This window comes from Rossellomorea sp. FM04394 (genome assembly GCF_041889765.1).
Lineage (GTDB): Bacteria > Bacillota > Bacilli > Bacillales > Bacillaceae_B > Rossellomorea > Rossellomorea aquimaris_B.
This window is the reverse complement of record NZ_CP168654.1, coordinates 1,216,124-1,234,004: the sequence shown is the minus strand read 5'-3', so window position 1 is coordinate 1,234,004 and position 17,881 is coordinate 1,216,124. Positions and strand designations below refer to the sequence as shown.

Here is a 17,881-nt window from a genome sequence, read left to right as displayed (position 1 = left end):
ATATATTTTGTTTTCAACAAAGCATCTATACCACTTTTGACCATTGTTCAAACCTAAGCAAAAAAGAAAATGACCGGGTCCATCCTTATTTAAGGTGGAGCTCGGTCATTTTCCTATCGTTTTGCTTTATTTCATTTTCAAATATACGGTAAAATAATTCAAGGGGGGATCCTATGACAAATCCTAAAAAACCGTTTAATGATGTGACTGACCATATGTCAAAAATCGAAGGAACCCCATGACTAAACCCGAAATGGGAAGTCTGCCTTTGGGAATTCGGTTATCGGATACGTAATCATTGCATTCATAGCACTTACGTCTTTATTTGTCATTGTTTTCGGCTTTCTTGATTGAAACCTTGTTAAAGTTTTGACATAGAGATCTCACATTGGAATCGGCCAGTACCATTAGCCTGAACCAATAAAAATGAACTCTTTATCTATGCACTCTTAAGAACATCCTTATCATTAGATGTCCCACTCCTGTTCGGACTCATACCGATACTCCTCTAACTTAATCCGATTCTCCCCAATGAAATGAACCCCCTCAGCTTCCAAACATAGCCTTTGGTGCATCGCTTGCTCTTCATCCCCGAACCCAATTTCCCCCTTGCTATTCAAAACCCGGTGCCAGGGAAGTTTATACTTTTCACTCATGGAATGAAGGATTCGTACGACCTGCCTGGCAGCTCTCGGACTGCCGGCTAGTGCAGCGATTTGACCGTACGTCATCACTTTACCGGAAGGGATTCCCTGTATGATTTTCACCACTCGTTCAGTAAAAGGTTTCATGCTAATTCACTTCCCGCATCAGGATGATCCCCTATTCTTAACTGCTGTCTCGCAAAGTCACGGTATAAAGGATGGGACGTAAACAACTCCTCATGTGTACCAACTCCAGTCACCCTTCCTTTTTCTAAAAAGACGATCTGATCGGCATCCACGATGGTGGATAAGCGATGGGCAATCACGAGGGTCGTCCGTCCCTTCATTAAGTTCTTCAAGGCTTCCTGAACGACAATTTCCGATTGACTGTCCAGGCTTGAAGTGGCTTCATCCAGCATGAGGATATCCGGGTCCCTCAATAGTGCTCTTGCAATGGCAAGTCGCTGCCGCTGTCCTCCTGAAAGCTTGATCCCTCTTTCTCCAACTTCTGTTTGATAACCGTTAGGGAGGTCCTTGATAAATTCATGGGCATAAGCCATTTTTGAAGCGGCTATCATCTTTTCCTCTGATATATCCCCATGGAGCCCGTAAGAGATATTGTCCCCGATCGTTCCCGAATAGATCGGACTATCCTGGGAGACGTAGCCAAGAAGTTCCCTCCATGATTTTAGCGAGTATGAACTGATCGTCTCTTCCCCCAGTAGGATCTCTCCTTGCTGTGGCTTATAGAACTGCTCAATTAATGAAAACAGTGTCGTTTTCCCACTCCCACTCGGACCAACGATGGCCGTCACTTTCCCTTTTTCGGCCGTTATCGTCACATCCTTTAACACTTTCTCCCCTTCTTCATACCCAAACGTCACCCCGTCAAGGACCAGGGCACGATCCGTTTGAGGGACGGACCTTCCTTCCTCAAGTTTTTCTTCGTCTAAAGTGAGAATCGACAACACTTTCTCTGTTGCCCCAACTGTTTTCTGGAACTGAGTCACGAACACGATGATCTGGGTGATCGGCATGATAATCTGAAAGAGGTAGATGAAGAAAGCAACAAGTTCCCCGGCCGTCATGGCTCCAGAGGTCACTCGGATACCACCGAATCCAATGATCAGGACAAGAACGATGATAATTAAAGAAGAAACGACCGGAGACATTAACGCTTGAATGATCCCTTCCTTTAATCCGAGGGCATAGAGCTTCTTGATTCCTGATTGCCCTTTTTGAAATTCAATCTCTTCCGCATTGGATGACTTCACCAGACGGATTTCCGAAAGGACTCTCGTTAATATAGCCGAAAAGCTTGCAGTCTCTGTTTGCAATCCCCTTGAGATGTCAGCCATCTTTTTGCCAATTGGGATAAGAAACAAAAGTGAAAGTGGTATGATTGAAAACATCACCAGTGTAAGGGGCCAATCTAAATAAAACAGTACGAAGATGGCACCTATTACAGAAATGATCCCTGTAATAAAGCCAGTCAGGTGCTCGGTGATCAGGTTCTTGATCACTCCCGTATCACTGGTCATACGGCTGACAGAGTCACCCGTTTCATGTGAATCATAATAAGAAACGGGCAGAACCAGCAACTTTCTCCAAAGCTTTTCTCTCAAGGAGGCAATCACATGCTGCCCGACCCTCGCCAATATGTAAACAGACACTCCTCCTGCTATCGCTTGAACAAAAAAGGCAGCAATCATCCCGATGATGACCTCTTTTCTTAACGAATCTAAACTGAAGTCATCGATCAACTTACTTGTTAATAATGGTATAGCAAGGCCAGCAATCGTTGTAAGCAGGCTCAAGAATATAGAAATGCCAAACAGGGTTTTCGGTGGATCGGTTTCCTTTATTAAAGTAATAAGCTGCTTCCACTTACCCTTTTCATATGTAGACTCCATTGTTCTCTTCCTCTCAAATACATACTCTTTTCTATTGTAATATGAAGTTCAGTACTTAGGAAATAATACCTTCATCAAGTCAGGTTCCTAGAAGATTTGCTCGAATTATATTACACTGGATATGAATGAATAGAAGGACGTGATAGGTAAAATGAATATTAAATTAATTGCCCTTGATATGGATGGAACACTGGTCAATCACGAAGGAGAAGTATCTCCTGAAAACGCACAGGCCATTCAGCGTGCAAAGGAAAAAGGTATTCATGTGGTGTTAAGTACCGGCCGCTCCCTTTTCACATGCAGGGACATTTCAGATGAGCTTGGCCGTTCATCTTATCTGGTAACCGTGAACGGCGGGGAAATTTATGATCATGAATATAATCTAGTAGACAGCATCCCACTTGATCTTGATCTTGTGAAACAGCTTTGGAAATTAAAAGAAGAGCATGATGTCTACTTCTGGTCTTCCACTTCCCAAGGACTTTTCAATACGAATAAGCCTTTTGATCAAGATATTGGTACTTATAACTGGCTTAAATTCGGCTTCGATATCCAGGATGATGACGTACGTAAAGTCATGATGGACGAGCTCGTAAAAAATGAAGCACTGGAAATCACGAATTCATCACCGACCAATATCGAAATCAATCCAGCCGGGGTCAATAAAGCGGCAGCATTGGTGAAGGTGTGCAAATGGCTGGATCTCTCAATGGACCAAGTCATGGCAGTTGGTGACAGCATGAATGACATCGCCATGATCCGTGAATCAGGCTTCGGAGTGGCCATGGGCAATGCTCAGGAAGCCGTGAAGGAAGCCGCCGATTGGGTGACGGGTATCAACACCGATCACGGTGTGGCTCAAGCGATTGATAAGGTTCTGAAGGGAATGGAATAAATACACTGAAAGTGCCTGATTCTCAATTGAATCAGGCACTTTCTCTGCACAGGGGGTCTATTCTTTTTCCATTACGTCTATACTAAATAACAAAAACAAGGATTGTACCCCTTATGTATCTCTTACTGGTAGTCGCGGTTTATATACTTTTCGCAAAGTTCTTTATTGATTGGAAGCGGTGGAAGGACTTTTACCCAACGGTTCAGTTTTATATTATCTGTAATCTCTCTTATAACGTCGTTTTTTATAACCATACTCTATGGGAGTATAAAGCAGTGACGGTAGACTGGTTGAATCATACGCTAATCGATCTCATTTTCACCTTTTTCATCATTCCAGTGGTGATTATGATCTATCTTCGTTATTTCCCCTATCGGAAAAAGAAATTTCTGTACGTCTCAAGCTGGATTGCATACTTTACGTTCCTGGAATACTTATTTCATAAAAAAGGGCTTTTCCTTTACGAAAATGGCTGGAACTTAGGCTGGTCTGCCGTATTTAATATCATCATGTTTACCATATTGGGATTGCATCACAAGAAACCTCTGCTTGCACTCATTTTATCCGTTCCCATCATTGCCATCCTATTATTGATTTTCCATCCATCTTTTCATGATTTAAAGTGAGGCTGTTTCTATGAATTCCATTTCTACACCTCTTTTTATTGTCCTGGTTTTAGGCGTCTATGTAACGATGGCGATATATATCGCCATTTTAAAACGAAAAGAATAAAAGAAAGAAGCACCCCGGTTAGGATGCTTCTTTTCGTCTATTTCACGATGATTTCTTCATTTTCAACTGATACGATTAGTTCCGTTACGCCTTCTTCATCAAGAAGGTAGTCGGCAATCTTATCTTCCACTCTTTCCTGGATCACCCGGCGTAATGGCCGTGCACCAAATTCAGGGTGGTATCCCAGTTCAACGAGCTTCCGCTTGGCTTCATCTTCGATGGTTACAGTAATCCCCTGCTCCATTAGCTCAACCTGCAACTCGTCCAGCATCAGGTCAAGGATTTGAAGAAGCTCTTCTTTTTCAAGAGATTCAAATTCAATGATGCTGTCAAAACGGTTCAGGAACTCCGGCTTAAAGTAGGCACCGAGTGATTGAAGAATATTCGTTTCTTTTATCGCATCTGTACCCCCTGTATTAAAACCGACCACTGCTTCCTTCTTGTCCGTCACACCTGCGTTACTTGTCATGATGATCACAGTCTCTTTAAAGCTGACCGTTCTCCCCTGACTGTCCGTAAGGCGTCCGTCTTCAAGGATTTGCAGGAACATGTGCTGAACATCCGGATGGGCCTTTTCGATTTCATCCAAGAGAATGATTGAGTAAGGGTTCCTTCTTACTTTTTCAGTCAATTGACCGGATTCCTCATGTCCTACATAGCCTGGAGGTGAACCGATCAGTTTTGAAACAGAGTGTTTTTCCATATACTCACTCATGTCTAACCGAAGCATCGAATCCCTAGATCCGAATAACTCTTCTGCCAGTGTTTTCGTTAATTCTGTTTTACCTACACCTGTTGGCCCTACAAAGAGGAAAGTACCGATTGGACGATGCTTCGCTTTCAATCCTGCACGGCTGCGGCGGATCGCTTTTGCTACTTTCTTCACTGCTTCTTCCTGTCCGATTACTTTACCCGCCAGGTTTTCTTCCAGTGCTTTCATTCGCTTCCGATCATCGCTTTGCAGCTTCCCGACAGGAATACCCGTTTTCGATTCAACGATCGTCTGGATCAGTTCTCTTTCTACAAGTGCTTTAGAGTCTGACCCATCTTCGCCCATTTTGTTTTCCAATTCTGCTTCTTGATCGCGCAAGATGGCAGCTTGTTCATAGTTCTCTTCTTTTGTTGCCAGATCCTTCTTCTCTCTTACATCGTTCAATTTTTTAAGAAGGGCAGTCTTGTCTTTACCCTCTGACTGTAGATTTACTTTAGAACCTGCTTCATCCATTAAATCAATGGCCTTATCCGGTAAGAATCGATCCTGAATATATCGATGGGATAGTTTCACACAAGCCTCGATGGCCTCGTCGGTAAACTCGACCCCATGATAGTCTTCATATTTATCTTTTAATCCTCTAAGGATCTCAATAGCTTCTTCAGGTGTCGGCTCGTTTACCATAACCGGCTGGAAACGACGCTCAAGTGCTGCGTCTTTTTCAATTTGGCGGTACTCCTTCAATGTGGTAGCCCCGACTACTTGCAGTTCACCCCGGGCTAATGCAGGTTTTAGAATGTTCCCTGCGTCCATGGAACCTTCCGCGGAACCGGCACCAACTAATTGATGGATTTCATCAATAAATAACATCACGTTCTTTCTATTCTGAAGTTCGCTGATGATGGCTTTTAAACGTTCTTCAAAAGAACCGCGAACGCCTGTACCGGCAGTTAGTGAAGCCACATCCATCACATACACTTCTTTATTTAATAACTTGGATGGAACATCTCCTGCTACAATCTTAAGGGCCAACCCTTCAGCGATAGCCGTTTTACCCACGCCGGGCTCACCGATGAGTACCGGGTTATTCTTATTACGACGATTTAATATCTCAATGACGCGGTCCACTTCTTTGTCCCGGCCGATTACAGGATCAATCATTCCAGCTTTGGCTGCCCCTGTCACATTGCGACCAAACTGATCGAGAACGCCATTTCCTCCATTTCCACCTTGTTGCGGAGAAGATTGCTGATTGTGGAAGCCATGGTTTGAGTCTCCACCCATGCTCATCCCTTTAAACAACTCATCAAGCGGAAATCCTCCATGTATTCCAGAAGGTGTTTGCTGCTTTTGAAAGCAAGCTGAACACATCTTCATACTGGACTTATGACCATTCACTTGCTTATACACTTCAACCGTTGCTTGATTGTGTTGACATACTTGGCATTTCATTAAACATGACCTCCTGTAGTAGTGTTTTATATTAATAGTTTTGTAGATTGTATGATGAATAAGGTCAATGTGTTTAGTTTTAGTGTTTTGACTTTGACTTTCTTTGACCTTATAACGATAGTATACTTTGACCTTTTTTGACTTTCAAGATTTTTGCTTATGGGAATTTTTTCATTTTCAAATCCGATTTGCCTGTTGATTGAAGAGTATAGTAGGTGTAACGAAGTGAATCAAGTGATTGATTTGGAGGATGGAAAGTGGTTTAGACTCCATATATATAATGAGGCTGAGACAATTTTGTCCCAGCCTCACTTCTCAAATTAAGTCATCAGTCTTCCTATTAAATCTTATACTAATTCTCGATCCCAGTGACGATGTTCTGCGATGGCTGCTGTGAATTCTTTTGCAAATGACTTCATGTCTTCCCCAGTTACCACACCAGAGCCGCTGACACCCGCTTCTTCCAACCAGTGTATCCCCTCATGGGTTGCACCGATCGGTTTGAAGTGAGAATACGCTTCTTTGACAAAATAGGTTGTATCTTGAGAGAACTTTTTATCTACGTTCTCTCCGCCTACTACGTAAATGCTATCAAATAACACGGATTCCCCTGTTAAGAAGGTATGGTCCACTTCAAGCTCCGTACCGTCATCCCCTTTTCTCATCCCCAGCTTGTCACTGATGATTTCAGGCTGAATGCCATCTTCTTTAAGAGCGGAGAGAACCATTTTCACTTCTTCACCTTTAAAGCCGTTTCCTGCGATGACCCCTACTTTACGGGTAGCGGGTTTCTTGATCGTATTTTCCTGGCTTAAAGCTGGAGAAGATTTGGTTACCTTTGAACCTTCTCCGCTAGGAACTTTCGCGCTTATCGCTTCTGCAAAGCCTTTTGCCAGATCCAGGCTTACATTGGCAAACATATCGACTACCTGTTGTTGAACAGATTTGCTCTTCACTTTTCCAAGCTCGAAACTGAAGGCTTGAATGATATGCTCTTTCTCAGGCTCACTCATGCTATTCCAGAAGAGAGTGGCCTGTGAGAAGTGATCTTTGAAGCTTTCACTTCTTGCCCGTACTTTACGTCCTTCCATCTTCTCCTGGTAATGAGTGTAGCCTCCTTCTTCCTGACTTGCAGGTGCTGGAGTATTTTTAGCAAGTGAGTTGTTATGGTAGCTCACCTGGCCCTTGTTAATCGTATGACGGCCATAGCCATCACGCTGATTATTGTGGAATGGGCACACCGGTCGGTTAATGGGAAGCTCATGGAAGTTAGGTCCACCGAGGCGGATCAATTGTGTATCAGTATAGGAGAATAAGCGTCCTTGTAATAACGGATCATTTGAGAAATCGATCCCGGGAACAACGGAACCAGGATGGAAGGCCGCTTGCTCCGTTTCTGCAAACACATTGTCCACATTGCGATTAAGGGTCATTTTCCCGACGATTTTCACCGGAACTTCTTCTTCAGGCCATAGCTTGGTAGGATCAAGAACATCAAAGTCAAAGTTAAACTCATCTTCTTCCTTAATGAGCTGAATTCCCAGCTCGTACTCTGGATAATCGCCATTTTCGATGGATTCATACAAATCACGGCGGTGGAAATCCGGGTCTTTCCCGTTGATCTTCTGGGCTTCATCCCAAACGAGAGAGTGAGTCCCCAATACCGGCTTCCAGTGGAACTTCACAAAATGTGCCTTCCCTTCCGCGTTCACAAGGCGGAAGGTATGGACCCCGAATCCTTCCATCATACGCAGACTGCGTGGAATCGCCCGATCGGACATGGCCCACATGACCATATGAGCGGACTCCTGGTTATTCGCTATAAAATCCCAGAACGTATCGTGGGCAGAAGCTGCCTGAGGCATTTCATTATGTGGTTCCGGTTTAAGTGCATGAACTAGATCCGGAAATTTAATCGCATCTTGAATGAAAAACACAGGAATATTGTTTCCGACAAGATCATAATTGCCTTCTTCCGTATAAAATTTGGTAGCAAATCCACGTGCATCACGCACTGTTTCTGCGGAACCCTTGGATCCGGCCACAGTTGAAAAACGTACAAAGACAGGGGTTTTCGTTGAAGTGTCCTGAAGAAATTTAGCCCGGGTGTATTCTTTCATAGAGTCATAGAGTTCAAACTCTCCGTGTGCAGCAAAGCCACGTGCATGAACAATCCGTTCAGGTATGCGCTCATGGTCAAAGTGAGTCATCTTCTCGCGGAAGTGGAAATCCTCCATTAAGGTAGGACCCCGTTCTCCTGCCTTCAAAGAAAACTCATCTTCTGATACCTTCAATCCTTGATTGGTTGTGAGATGCTTTCCTTCATCCTCAACGCGATACTGTTCAAGCTGTTCATCCTTGCTTTTCTCATTCACTTTCGTACGACGATCGTCTCCCATTCTTTCATCCCTCTCAACGGTTATTAATGTTTACTATGTAAAACATTTCTGTTTCTTTAGTACCCTTGGACCCCTTCTTTAAACATTTATTGGACAGTTGAAACGGGCCATTTTTAAATATTTTCCAATAACCCCTTTACTAACGTAACATTGTTCTGTTAAACTGAAATCAAAGTAACGTAACAATGTTTTGTTACGAAAAGAGGTGACCCCTCAATGGACAAAGATCTTATCTCTAAAAAGGAAGTATTGGAGCTCACCGGAATATCCTATGGACAGCTTTACCGGTGGAAACGAAAGAATATCATACCTGAAAGCTGGTTTATCAAAAAATCCAGCTACACCGGTCAGGAAACGTTCTTTCCGAGGGAAAAGATGCTTACACGCATCGATACGATCAAAGAGATGAAAGATGGCTACTCCTTGGATGAGCTTTCGGATTTCTTTTCCCCCAATCCCACTAAGATTGAAATCAGTGAAGAAGAATTACGCTCACACAACCTTCTTTCGGAACACACCTTGGCGCTTTGTACATCGCTATTAGGGGTGAAAAACGTATTTGAATTCCCCGATATTTTAAATATGATGATTACAGAGAAGGCACAAAGGTTACAGGTTCCAAAAGAACATCAGCAAACCTTATTTCTCTTTCTTCATGAGAAGTTCACTCCACTTAAAGAATCTTCCCTTGAACTTATCGGTATCCGAAAAGGAGAGGCATATATGTGGATACTGCTGCCCCTCCCTTCAGACTTTCTGGTGGACCATTTGGCTCAGGTCGTGTTGAGATTCGATTTACAGCAAATGATGGAAGAATTGAAAATGACGTTAACGAATACGAATGGGATCTAACGTCCCTGAACTGGAGGAGAAATGGATGAATACAGTGGAAAAGAAGGAACTGCATGACTTGAAGATCAGTGGATCCGGTACGTCCGGCGGAGGAAGATTTGATGCCGTAAAGATCAGTGGAAGTGGAAAAATCGCCGGCGACATCGACTGCCACGAGCTTAAAATTTCGGGTTCCGGTACGATTACAGGTGATGTAAAAGCTGGATACATTAAAACGAGCGGTTCTTCCACCATTAAAGGTGATACAAAAGCAGAAACGATTACAACAAGTGGAAGCTCCAAATATGAAGGCTCGGTGATGGCTGCTGAAATGAACACAAGTGGTTCAAGCAAAGTATTGAAAGACCTTATCTTTAAGACATTCAAGGTGAGCGGTTCATGTAAGGTCGGAGGAAAGATCCAAGGGGGATCGATTAAAGCAAGCGGCTCTTTAAGAGTAGAAAAGGATTGTGAAGTCGAAGCCTTCTCATCTTCCGGCTCGGTCCATATCGAGGGGCTGCTCAACGCTGACCGGATTCAAATCGAAATCAATCATGAATCCTCGATTAAAGAAATCGGTGGCGAAACGATTGCGGTGACTCATCATAATTCCAACGGACTGATTAAACAGATGGTGAACTTCCTTCTCCAAAAGGAGGATTACTTATATTCAGAACTGATCGAAGGTGACGAGGTGTTTCTTGAGAACACGAAGGCGAAACTGGTCCGTGGTAAGAATGTTGTGATCGGTGAGAATTGTGACATTGATGCGGTTGAATATTCAGGCAGCCTGGATATGAAGCAAAATAGTCGAATCGGGGAAAAAGTGAAGATTTAAATGATCGTTTAACTAAGCACAGGGATGGGTTTAATCATCTCTGTTTTTTTATGTAAATCTCCGTCTTTACGATTCATTAACATGCATAATCGAAATTTCATATTTTTATTCTGAATGTTCTGCTATATTAATAGGTATATAGTACAATCCTACTTGATAGCTGGAGGCCATTATGACTCGTCTTACCGATCATCTGATTGTCATATCTTTCGATTGTTTATCTGCTTTGGATTACCCCACTCTAAAAGGTCTTCCTCACTTCCAAGAACTGCTTGCCAAAGGGTCCTTTTGCAAAAATGTTGAGACCATTTATCCTTCTGTGACATATCCTTGTCACGCCACCATTGTCACCGGTAAGCTTCCCAATCGTCACGGTGTTGTGAATAATACTCTCATTCAGCCCGGCCGGGTTTCCCCGGATTGGTACTGGCATCGACGACATATAAAGAGCACCACTATGTATGACGAAGCCAAGAAAGCAGGTATGACCACTGCCGCTCTACTTTGGCCTGTGACTGCGAAAGCGGACATTGATTATAACATGCCCGAAATCTTCGCCAATCGGCCATGGCATAATCAAATCCTTGTTTCCCTTTTCAATGGAAGTCCTCTCTATCAATTACACATGAATCGTCTCTTCGGTCACATACGGGAAGGTCTGAATCAACCTGAACTTGATGATTTCGTTCTGGAATCGACGGTTGACACGATCAAAAAGAAGCCCAACCTATTACTTGTGCATTTTACGGATCTTGATACACAGCGCCATTACCATGGGTTTTCTTCAGGAGAAGCACATGCGGCCATACGCCGCCATGATGCCCGTTTGGGAAGAATCATGAAAGCATTGAAGGACAACGGCATCTATGAAGAGTCTACGATTGTCGCTCTTGGGGATCATAGTGCGTTGGATGAATCAAAGGCTATACAATTAAACGTTCTTTTAAAGGAAAATGGGTTGATCACAGTGAATGACCATGGAAAAGTCATCGACTGGAAAGCATATTGCAAAGGATGTGATGGCTCTGCCTATGTGTACGTGAAGGATACTGAAACGAAACATGCCGTTCAAACCCTGTTGCAGCAACTGCAAATGGACCCTTCTAACGGAATTGAAGACATACTCACTGGGGAAGAAGCCGGGAGAAAAGGAGCCGATGAACATTGTTCGTTCATGCTCGAAGCACGACACGGTTTTTACTTTAAAGATACATTAGCAGGATCCTTCATTCATGTCATCACCCCGGAGGATGTGGATGAAAAGCGTTATACGTATGGATCTCACGGATATTCTCCTGACAAAGAAGACTACTCCACCATCTTCATGGCTTCCGGAAAAGGCATCCGGTCAAATGTTGAAATTCCATTTATGCATTTAGTCGATGAAGGCCCAACACTTGCACGCCTTCTGGGCCTTAACCTGGGTGTAACAGATGGAAAAGTGATCGAAGAATTGCTGGATATATAAAGAAAAGACTTTGTTTCCTTAGGGGGAAGAAAAATGAAGCGTTTTTCAAAAGAAGAAAGTAGCTGGATCTTTTATGATTGGGCAAATTCAGCGTATTCCATCATCATTTCGACCGCAGTCTTTCCACTATTTTATAAGGCTGCCGCTACTAATGCAGGGGTCAGTGCCGCCAATTCCACTGCTTACTTAGGGTACACCATTGCGATTGCCACCTTTATTCTCGCTATGATCGGTCCGATTCTCGGAACGATTGCCGATTATGAAGGGTACAAGAAGAAATTCTTTACCTTCTTCTTTGCCCTGGGTGTCATATTCACTGCCCTGCTTGCTTTCGTTCCAAGTGATCAGTGGTTGCTTCTGTTAATTTTTTATACAGTGGCAGCGGTCGGTTCAGCAGGCTCCAATGTTTTCTATGATGCCTTTTTAACTGACGTAACGACAGAAGAACGGATGAACCGGGTGTCATCCCGTGGATTTGGATTCGGCTACATCGGAAGCACGATTCCTTTTATCATAAGTATTGCCATCATCATATTGTCTCAAAATGGGGTACTTCCTTTCTCAGTTACCATTGCGAGTAAAATCGCGTTCATCATTACCGCTTTATGGTGGGGACTATTCGCCATTCCATTACTAAAAAATGTCCACCAGCGCTACTTTATCGAGCGTGAAAAGAACCCCGTTGCCAATAGCTTTAAGCGTCTAGGTAGAACGATGAAAGAAATCAGGAAATACCGTGCATTATTTTTGTTTCTTCTTGCTTATTTCTTTTATATCGACGGAGTCGGCACCATCATTACGATGTCCACTGCCTACGGAACGGACCTCGGGATCACATCCACTAATCTCTTGATCATCCTGTTCGTTACCCAGGTGGTGGCCGGACCTTTTGCTATTCTTTACGGGAGGCTTGCAGAGAAATTCACGGGAAAAAAGATGCTGTATGTAGGAATTTTCGTTTATATCATCGTTTGCATTTACGCTTACTTCCTGGAGACCACAATGGACTTCTGGATCCTTGCAATGCTCGTTGCTTCTTCCCAAGGTGGCATACAGGCACTTAGTCGGGCTTACTTTGCAAAATTAATCCCCAAGAAGAACGCAAATGAATTTTTCGGTTTTTATAATATCTTTGGTAAATTCGCCTCGATCCTGGGACCTTTGTTAGTGGCAGTGACCGCCCAGGTGACAGGCGAGTCCAATAGCGGTGTTTTCAGTCTCGTCGTCCTCTTCATCATCGGACTTGTCATTCTTGCCTTCGTCCCTGAGCCAAAAGGAGCTGAGATTGAGAAGCCTACTATTGTATAAAAAGAGAGCCTGAACGCATCTGTTCAGGCTCTCCCCTTTGTTTAAAATGTATGAGCGGCATCCTTCGCCCTTGAAATGGCATTCTCTTTGATCTCTTGTGCTTTATCAGGCATCGCCGCATGCCCCTCCACAAATACACCCTCGAAGGAAGGTACACCGAAAAATTGCATGATGATGTCCAGATAACGATGACCCATTTCCATGCCGGCTGCAGGTCCTTCTGAGTAAACCCCGCCTCTTGCCTGGATATGAATCGCTTTCTTGTCTGTCAGTAATCCTACAGGTCCCTGCTCTGTATACTTAAACGATTTACCGGCAACTGCCACAGAGTCGATATACGCCTTCATCACCGGTGGGAAGGAAAAGTTCCATAATGGTGTAACGAACACATATTTATCAGCAGAAATAAACTGTTCTGATAACTCATTGAGGCGATTCACTTTCGACTTTTCTTCTGATGAAAGCTCCTCAAATCCTTTTCCCGTTTGCAGCTTCCCCCATCCACTAAACACATCAGCGTCTATATGGGGAATATGTTCACGGTACAGATCGATGTGAACCACTTGATCGTCAGGATTCACTTCTTTATATGTATCCATAAATGCTTTTGCTACCGCCATGCTGTATGATTGTGTATCATCATGGGGATGTGCCGTAATATACAATACTTGTGCCATTCTTCATCCATCCTTTTCTCATAATATTCGCCGTATTATTTTGTGAAAAAAAGATGGAATTATCCAAGTTTCGCTGATATAAACAAAAAAAGAATGCTGTCTGATGGACAACATCCAATTCTTGATGCGATTTAATGATTACTACTCTTCTTCCCGGACCGCTTCAAAGGGGTTTCCCCCGATATTTTTTCTCATTTCGTCTGTTAGTTCAAATGGAGTGTTCTCTAGTGTTTCTCCTGCTGCGAAATGGTGACTGCCATCAAAGTGAAATGGTTTACCTTCCAATGTCGGCACCTCCGTTTTTACTGTAGTATTACCTTTATGTACAGGTCTATTCAGTTCGTGCCAAGTTGTCTGCAGACAGACCTTTTACCCAGTAGTTTCTACTTATTATACTATTTATTCTTCCAGAATATATCCTTTTTCCCAATTTTATATTGATATTTTTTATTTTCCAATACAACTACCTGCTCATGGGAAGCTTTGGCCGCTTGTTTCGTTTCCCTAACGAGGTGATAAATAAGGTCGTGACATTGCTGTGCCCCCTTCACAAGTAGGGGAACACCGATCCAATCGATTCCAAGCTCCCTGGAAAGGAATCCCCCGGCGGTCATGAGGGGAGGAACAGTCGGCGAGGTGTTGGAAATGATGACTTTCTCCTTTTCTCCGTATCTTCTAAGCAGGATGGTACTCAAATCAGTCAGTGCCGGTACGACATACTTTGATGATCTCCTTCCTATTGTATACACGGGGTTATTCTCTTCGTCCATCCCGCGAAAAAGGATTTGCCCGGCCTCTTTTTTCGTCAGCTGGTTGAAGTAGGGAATATTGAGGATGACGTTCTTAGTTAATGGGCTCTTTGAAGGCTTTAGAATGTGCAGGTGATATGCTGCTGCAAGAGAGGTTGTATGAGTCCCGCCAAAATCATTGTAAATGTATATCATTGAACCACCCTATCGGAGATACCTTTTTCCTTCAGTATGGGCAGAAAGAAAGAGGACTATCCACATTGCCATTTACAGGTAGTTTTTATATTCCCCTGTGTCTACCGAATGATTATCCCGTTAAAAAAGGCTCTTTTCGCAAAGTTTGTGGTTATCTTAATGAAGAATGTAGTAGTTGATTTCCGCTCCAGGATGCTCGCTTTCCGCGGGGCTGGCGGTGAGCCTCCTCGGCTGCGCCTCCGGGGTCTCACCTGTCCAGCTATTCCCGCAGGAGTCGAGCACCCTTCCGCTCCAATCAACTTTCTGAGCAGGTATCCTTAAGGGGTATCAATAAAAACAAGAATTTTAGCAAACAACCTTACTTAAGAGTAGGGTTTACTTTCCCTTTTATAAAAGAAGAATTATTTTTTCTAGTTACATGGTTTTATTACGCATGTTGAAGCTCTGTCACAAAAAATCTTTTAAAGATGCTGATTGGCAGAGCTCAAGCAGACCCTTATGTTAAAAGCAACAATCTTTACGAAAAGAGCCTAATAAAAAACAGCGCCATCTACATCTGATGGCTCTGTTTTTCTTTTAGGAATCTTTTTTGTTTTCTTCTGATGACGATCTCTTCAAGGGTACCGGATCCGCATACGACTCCAAGCACGATGAATACCAATCCGATCAGGTGGTAAATCGTCACGGTTTCATTAAGAAAAATGGCTGCTCCTACGAGGGAGAAGAAGGTATTGAGATTCAGGAAGATCGATGTTTCGGCTGCTCCAATTTTTCCAATCGAATGGTTGTAAATCATGTGCCCTACTGCCGTTGCTAAAATGGCAGAGGCAAAGAATAAAAGCCATATGGATCCTGTTGCACTTCCCAGTTCTTTTAATGCCCCCGGTTCTGTAACCAAACTAATCGCAAACAAGACAATGGAGCCGAACACCATCATATACCCCGTAAGTAATCGGGGGTCCAACGTTTTGGCTGCCCTGCTGATGATAATGAAACTTAAGGCCTGTGAAAAGATGGAGATAAAGATAAACAGATCCCCGGTCTTTAGTCCGCCTAATCCCTCTCCCCCCGACAACACTATGATCGTAACCCCGACACTCCCGGATAGAAACCCGAGGATTTTAATCACCGTAGGCCGGTTTCGAAGGATGATCGTCGCCATTAAAGCCGTCAACAACGGACCGGTTCCCAATATGAGACCACCATTTGTCGACGAAGTGCCTGTTAAACCAACCGATAAGAAGTAATGATGACTGACGACATTCAACAATCCACCCGAGATAATGAACAAGAACTCTTTGGCCGTTGGTTTTCTAATTTTCCCCATGATACCAAGAATGATAAATACGGTAATCCCTGCCGTTAAGATGCGAAGGGATGTAATCGTTACAGGTGTGAATTCACTCACCAATACCTTTAATGCAGGGACATTAAAGCCCCAAATCAACATGATGAACACAAGTATCAAATATGTTTGCCACTTTTTCACTTCTCCCTGAGGCCTTCTTTCTGTATTTAGTATTCCCCCATCATAGCACCGGGTGACGTTCTCTGCCAGAAAATTAATTCGATTCGTGAAACAATTTTAGCACACGACATTCTTCCTTAACCCGGACTATGCTATAGTAAAGGTTGAAAGGGGTTTTAATAGTGACAAATCAACAATTACCGCCAAAAACGTGTACAATCGACCGTCTGGTTACTAAAGCTGAGGACGTTGAGAAAGTGATTAAGGGTGAGAAAACGGCAACCCGAAGAAACGGAAGATACGCTGATATTGGAGAAATCATGGAGCTTCAAGGGAAGAAATACATAGTAGAAAGCGTCTACTCCCAATCACTTGGTGAGCTGACAGATGATCATGCCAAGCAGGAAGGCTTTAATACGGTGGAGGAGTATAAAGAAACGATCCTCTCTTATCACCCCGGCATGCCATGGCACCCCAGCATGAAAGTATGGGTTCATGAATTCACATTAGTGAACGAATAGAGTACGACGGATGGAGTATTTATTTTACAGAACGCTCATCTACCTTCATGTGATCAGCGTCGTGGCTTCCATCGGCCCATTCTTCATCCTATTGCCGATGATGAAAAAATTACGGACCGCTTCTGAGTCCGTCCTTCCTTCGTACTTGGACACGTTCCGCTTCACTGTCCGACTTTCCAAGCATGCGGGACACGTGCTCGTCGGGACAGGAATCCTCCTGGTTCTGCTCGGATCTTGGACGTGGACTACACCGTGGATCATCATGACCCTGGTCATCATGTTCTGCTCCCTGTTCTTTCTCGCAAGGGCGTTCTCACCGACACTACGGAAGTTTGCAGAGAAGGACGCCGACCGCGAAGGGCTGGTTGGGAAACTGAATCGGACCGTTTGGATATATCTAATCCTTTTACTGGCTATGCTGTGGTTTATGGTCGTGAAGCCGAATTTGTGGATGTAATGGAGTCGACTCATAGCGTGTACCTGGTAAAATGGATATCATTTGTACCTGGTACACGCTATTTTTGAGGATAATCTAACTAGTCTATGAGATCCATCACCATCAACCCCTCCGGACTGCTACAGTCCTTATCTTAAAAATAAAATAATAATACTTATACACAATGATCAAACTCAGGATCACCTTAACAATCAGACTATCCGATAAAATCAGCGGTATGAGAATCATGATGTCAGAAAAAACAAGTAGCGTAATCTTCTGGCGCAGTGTCATTGATCGATGACGAATAAAGCCTTCTAAATGCTTCTTATACACACTGGTTCCTTTAAACCAGACTTCAAATCGTTCGGATCCCCTCACAAAGAAAAAGGATGCCAACAATAGTAATGGAGTTGTCGGGATTAGCGGCAGCACGATGCCTACAACCCCGATTCCCATAAATAAAAAACCTGCTAATATATAAATCATTTTCTTAATCTTCTTTATTACGGCCACTCCCTTTTACCCGTTCGTTCCCTCTCTATTCTATTGATGATGATTGAAGCTTTCAAGAAACAAAAAGAACCTGACCTTGATGCAGCACACTCTCACCAAAATCAGATCCCCTCTTCTATTCATTCCC

General features: G+C 43.4%; 17 protein-coding genes. 8 read left to right on the top strand and 9 right to left on the bottom strand.

The features are described 5' to 3' along the window. Positions 1-467 precede the first annotated feature (467 nt). A complete protein-coding gene (locus tag ACCB35_RS06110) occupies positions 468-791 on the bottom strand; it encodes an MGMT family protein (protein ID WP_374056212.1) in 324 nt (107 codons plus the stop codon). Next, positions 788-2,557: an ABC transporter ATP-binding protein gene (locus tag ACCB35_RS06105; protein WP_374056211.1), complete on the bottom strand. Its 1,770-nt coding sequence runs from the start codon at positions 2,555-2,557 to the stop codon at positions 788-790. The genes ACCB35_RS06110 and ACCB35_RS06105 overlap by 4 nt, the downstream gene beginning before the upstream one ends. A 151-nt stretch (positions 2,558-2,708) precedes the next feature. Here ACCB35_RS06105 and ACCB35_RS06100 point away from each other — a divergent pair, with 151 nt between their 5' ends. Further along, complete coding sequence (locus tag ACCB35_RS06100; RefSeq protein ID WP_374056210.1) at positions 2,709-3,452, top strand: Cof-type HAD-IIB family hydrolase; 744 nt, start codon at positions 2,709-2,711, stop codon at positions 3,450-3,452. Between the two features lie 113 nt (positions 3,453-3,565). Continuing rightward, a complete protein-coding gene (locus ACCB35_RS06095; protein WP_374056209.1) occupies positions 3,566-4,078 on the top strand; it encodes a CBO0543 family protein in 513 nt (170 codons plus the stop codon). A gap of 143 nt (positions 4,079-4,221) precedes the next feature. Here ACCB35_RS06095 and ACCB35_RS06090 read toward each other — a convergent pair whose 3' ends face one another. Beyond that, positions 4,222-6,348: an AAA family ATPase gene (locus ACCB35_RS06090; protein WP_374056208.1), complete on the bottom strand. Its 2,127-nt coding sequence runs from the start codon at positions 6,346-6,348 to the stop codon at positions 4,222-4,224. Between the two features lie 347 nt (positions 6,349-6,695). Beyond that, positions 6,696-8,747, bottom strand: a complete 2,052-nt coding sequence (locus ACCB35_RS06085) for a catalase (protein WP_374056207.1) — start codon at positions 8,745-8,747, stop codon at positions 6,696-6,698. A gap of 216 nt (positions 8,748-8,963) precedes the next feature. On the opposite strand from ACCB35_RS06085, the gene ACCB35_RS06080 reads away from it, so the two are divergent. From ACCB35_RS06080 to ACCB35_RS06065, 4 genes are all read left to right on the top strand, one after another. Beyond that, positions 8,964-9,599, top strand: a complete 636-nt coding sequence (locus tag ACCB35_RS06080) for a DUF4004 family protein (protein WP_374056206.1) — start codon at positions 8,964-8,966, stop codon at positions 9,597-9,599. A gap of 25 nt (positions 9,600-9,624) precedes the next feature. After that, a complete protein-coding gene (locus ACCB35_RS06075; RefSeq protein ID WP_374056205.1) occupies positions 9,625-10,416 on the top strand; it encodes a polymer-forming cytoskeletal protein in 792 nt (263 codons plus the stop codon). A gap of 172 nt (positions 10,417-10,588) precedes the next feature. Next, positions 10,589-11,884, top strand: coding sequence for an alkaline phosphatase family protein (locus ACCB35_RS06070; protein ID WP_374056204.1), 1,296 nt, complete (start codon positions 10,589-10,591; stop codon positions 11,882-11,884). Positions 11,885-11,917: 33 nt separating this feature from the next. Beyond that, positions 11,918-13,192 (top strand): MFS transporter, encoded by a 1,275-nt coding sequence (locus ACCB35_RS06065; RefSeq protein ID WP_374056203.1) that lies wholly within the window; start codon positions 11,918-11,920, stop codon positions 13,190-13,192. A gap of 41 nt (positions 13,193-13,233) precedes the next feature. Here ACCB35_RS06065 and ACCB35_RS06060 read toward each other — a convergent pair whose 3' ends face one another. The 4 genes from ACCB35_RS06060 to ACCB35_RS06045 form a co-directional block, all read right to left on the bottom strand. After that, entirely contained in the window at positions 13,234-13,869 is a 636-nt protein-coding gene (locus ACCB35_RS06060) for an FMN-dependent NADH-azoreductase (protein ID WP_374056202.1), read from the bottom strand. Between the two features lie 141 nt (positions 13,870-14,010). Then, positions 14,011-14,154, bottom strand: a complete 144-nt coding sequence (locus tag ACCB35_RS06055; protein WP_374056201.1) for a hypothetical protein — start codon at positions 14,152-14,154, stop codon at positions 14,011-14,013. 110 nt (positions 14,155-14,264) lie between these two features. Continuing rightward, on the bottom strand, positions 14,265-14,813 hold the full coding sequence (locus ACCB35_RS06050) for a DUF3189 family protein (RefSeq protein ID WP_374056200.1): 549 nt from the start codon (positions 14,811-14,813) through the stop codon (positions 14,265-14,267). Positions 14,814-15,363: 550 nt separating this feature from the next. Next, positions 15,364-16,302: a DMT family transporter gene (locus ACCB35_RS06045; RefSeq protein ID WP_374056199.1), complete on the bottom strand. Its 939-nt coding sequence runs from the start codon at positions 16,300-16,302 to the stop codon at positions 15,364-15,366. A gap of 161 nt (positions 16,303-16,463) precedes the next feature. Here ACCB35_RS06045 and ACCB35_RS06040 point away from each other — a divergent pair, with 161 nt between their 5' ends. Next, on the top strand, positions 16,464-16,802 hold the full coding sequence (locus tag ACCB35_RS06040; RefSeq protein WP_374056198.1) for an ASCH domain-containing protein: 339 nt from the start codon (positions 16,464-16,466) through the stop codon (positions 16,800-16,802). Positions 16,803-16,812: 10 nt separating this feature from the next. Continuing rightward, positions 16,813-17,259, top strand: coding sequence for a hypothetical protein (locus tag ACCB35_RS06035; RefSeq protein WP_374056197.1), 447 nt, complete (start codon positions 16,813-16,815; stop codon positions 17,257-17,259). A 102-nt stretch (positions 17,260-17,361) separates the two neighbouring features. Here ACCB35_RS06035 and ACCB35_RS06030 read toward each other — a convergent pair whose 3' ends face one another. Beyond that, complete coding sequence (locus ACCB35_RS06030) at positions 17,362-17,727, bottom strand: YbaN family protein (RefSeq protein ID WP_374056196.1); 366 nt, start codon at positions 17,725-17,727, stop codon at positions 17,362-17,364. Positions 17,728-17,881 lie beyond the last annotated feature (154 nt).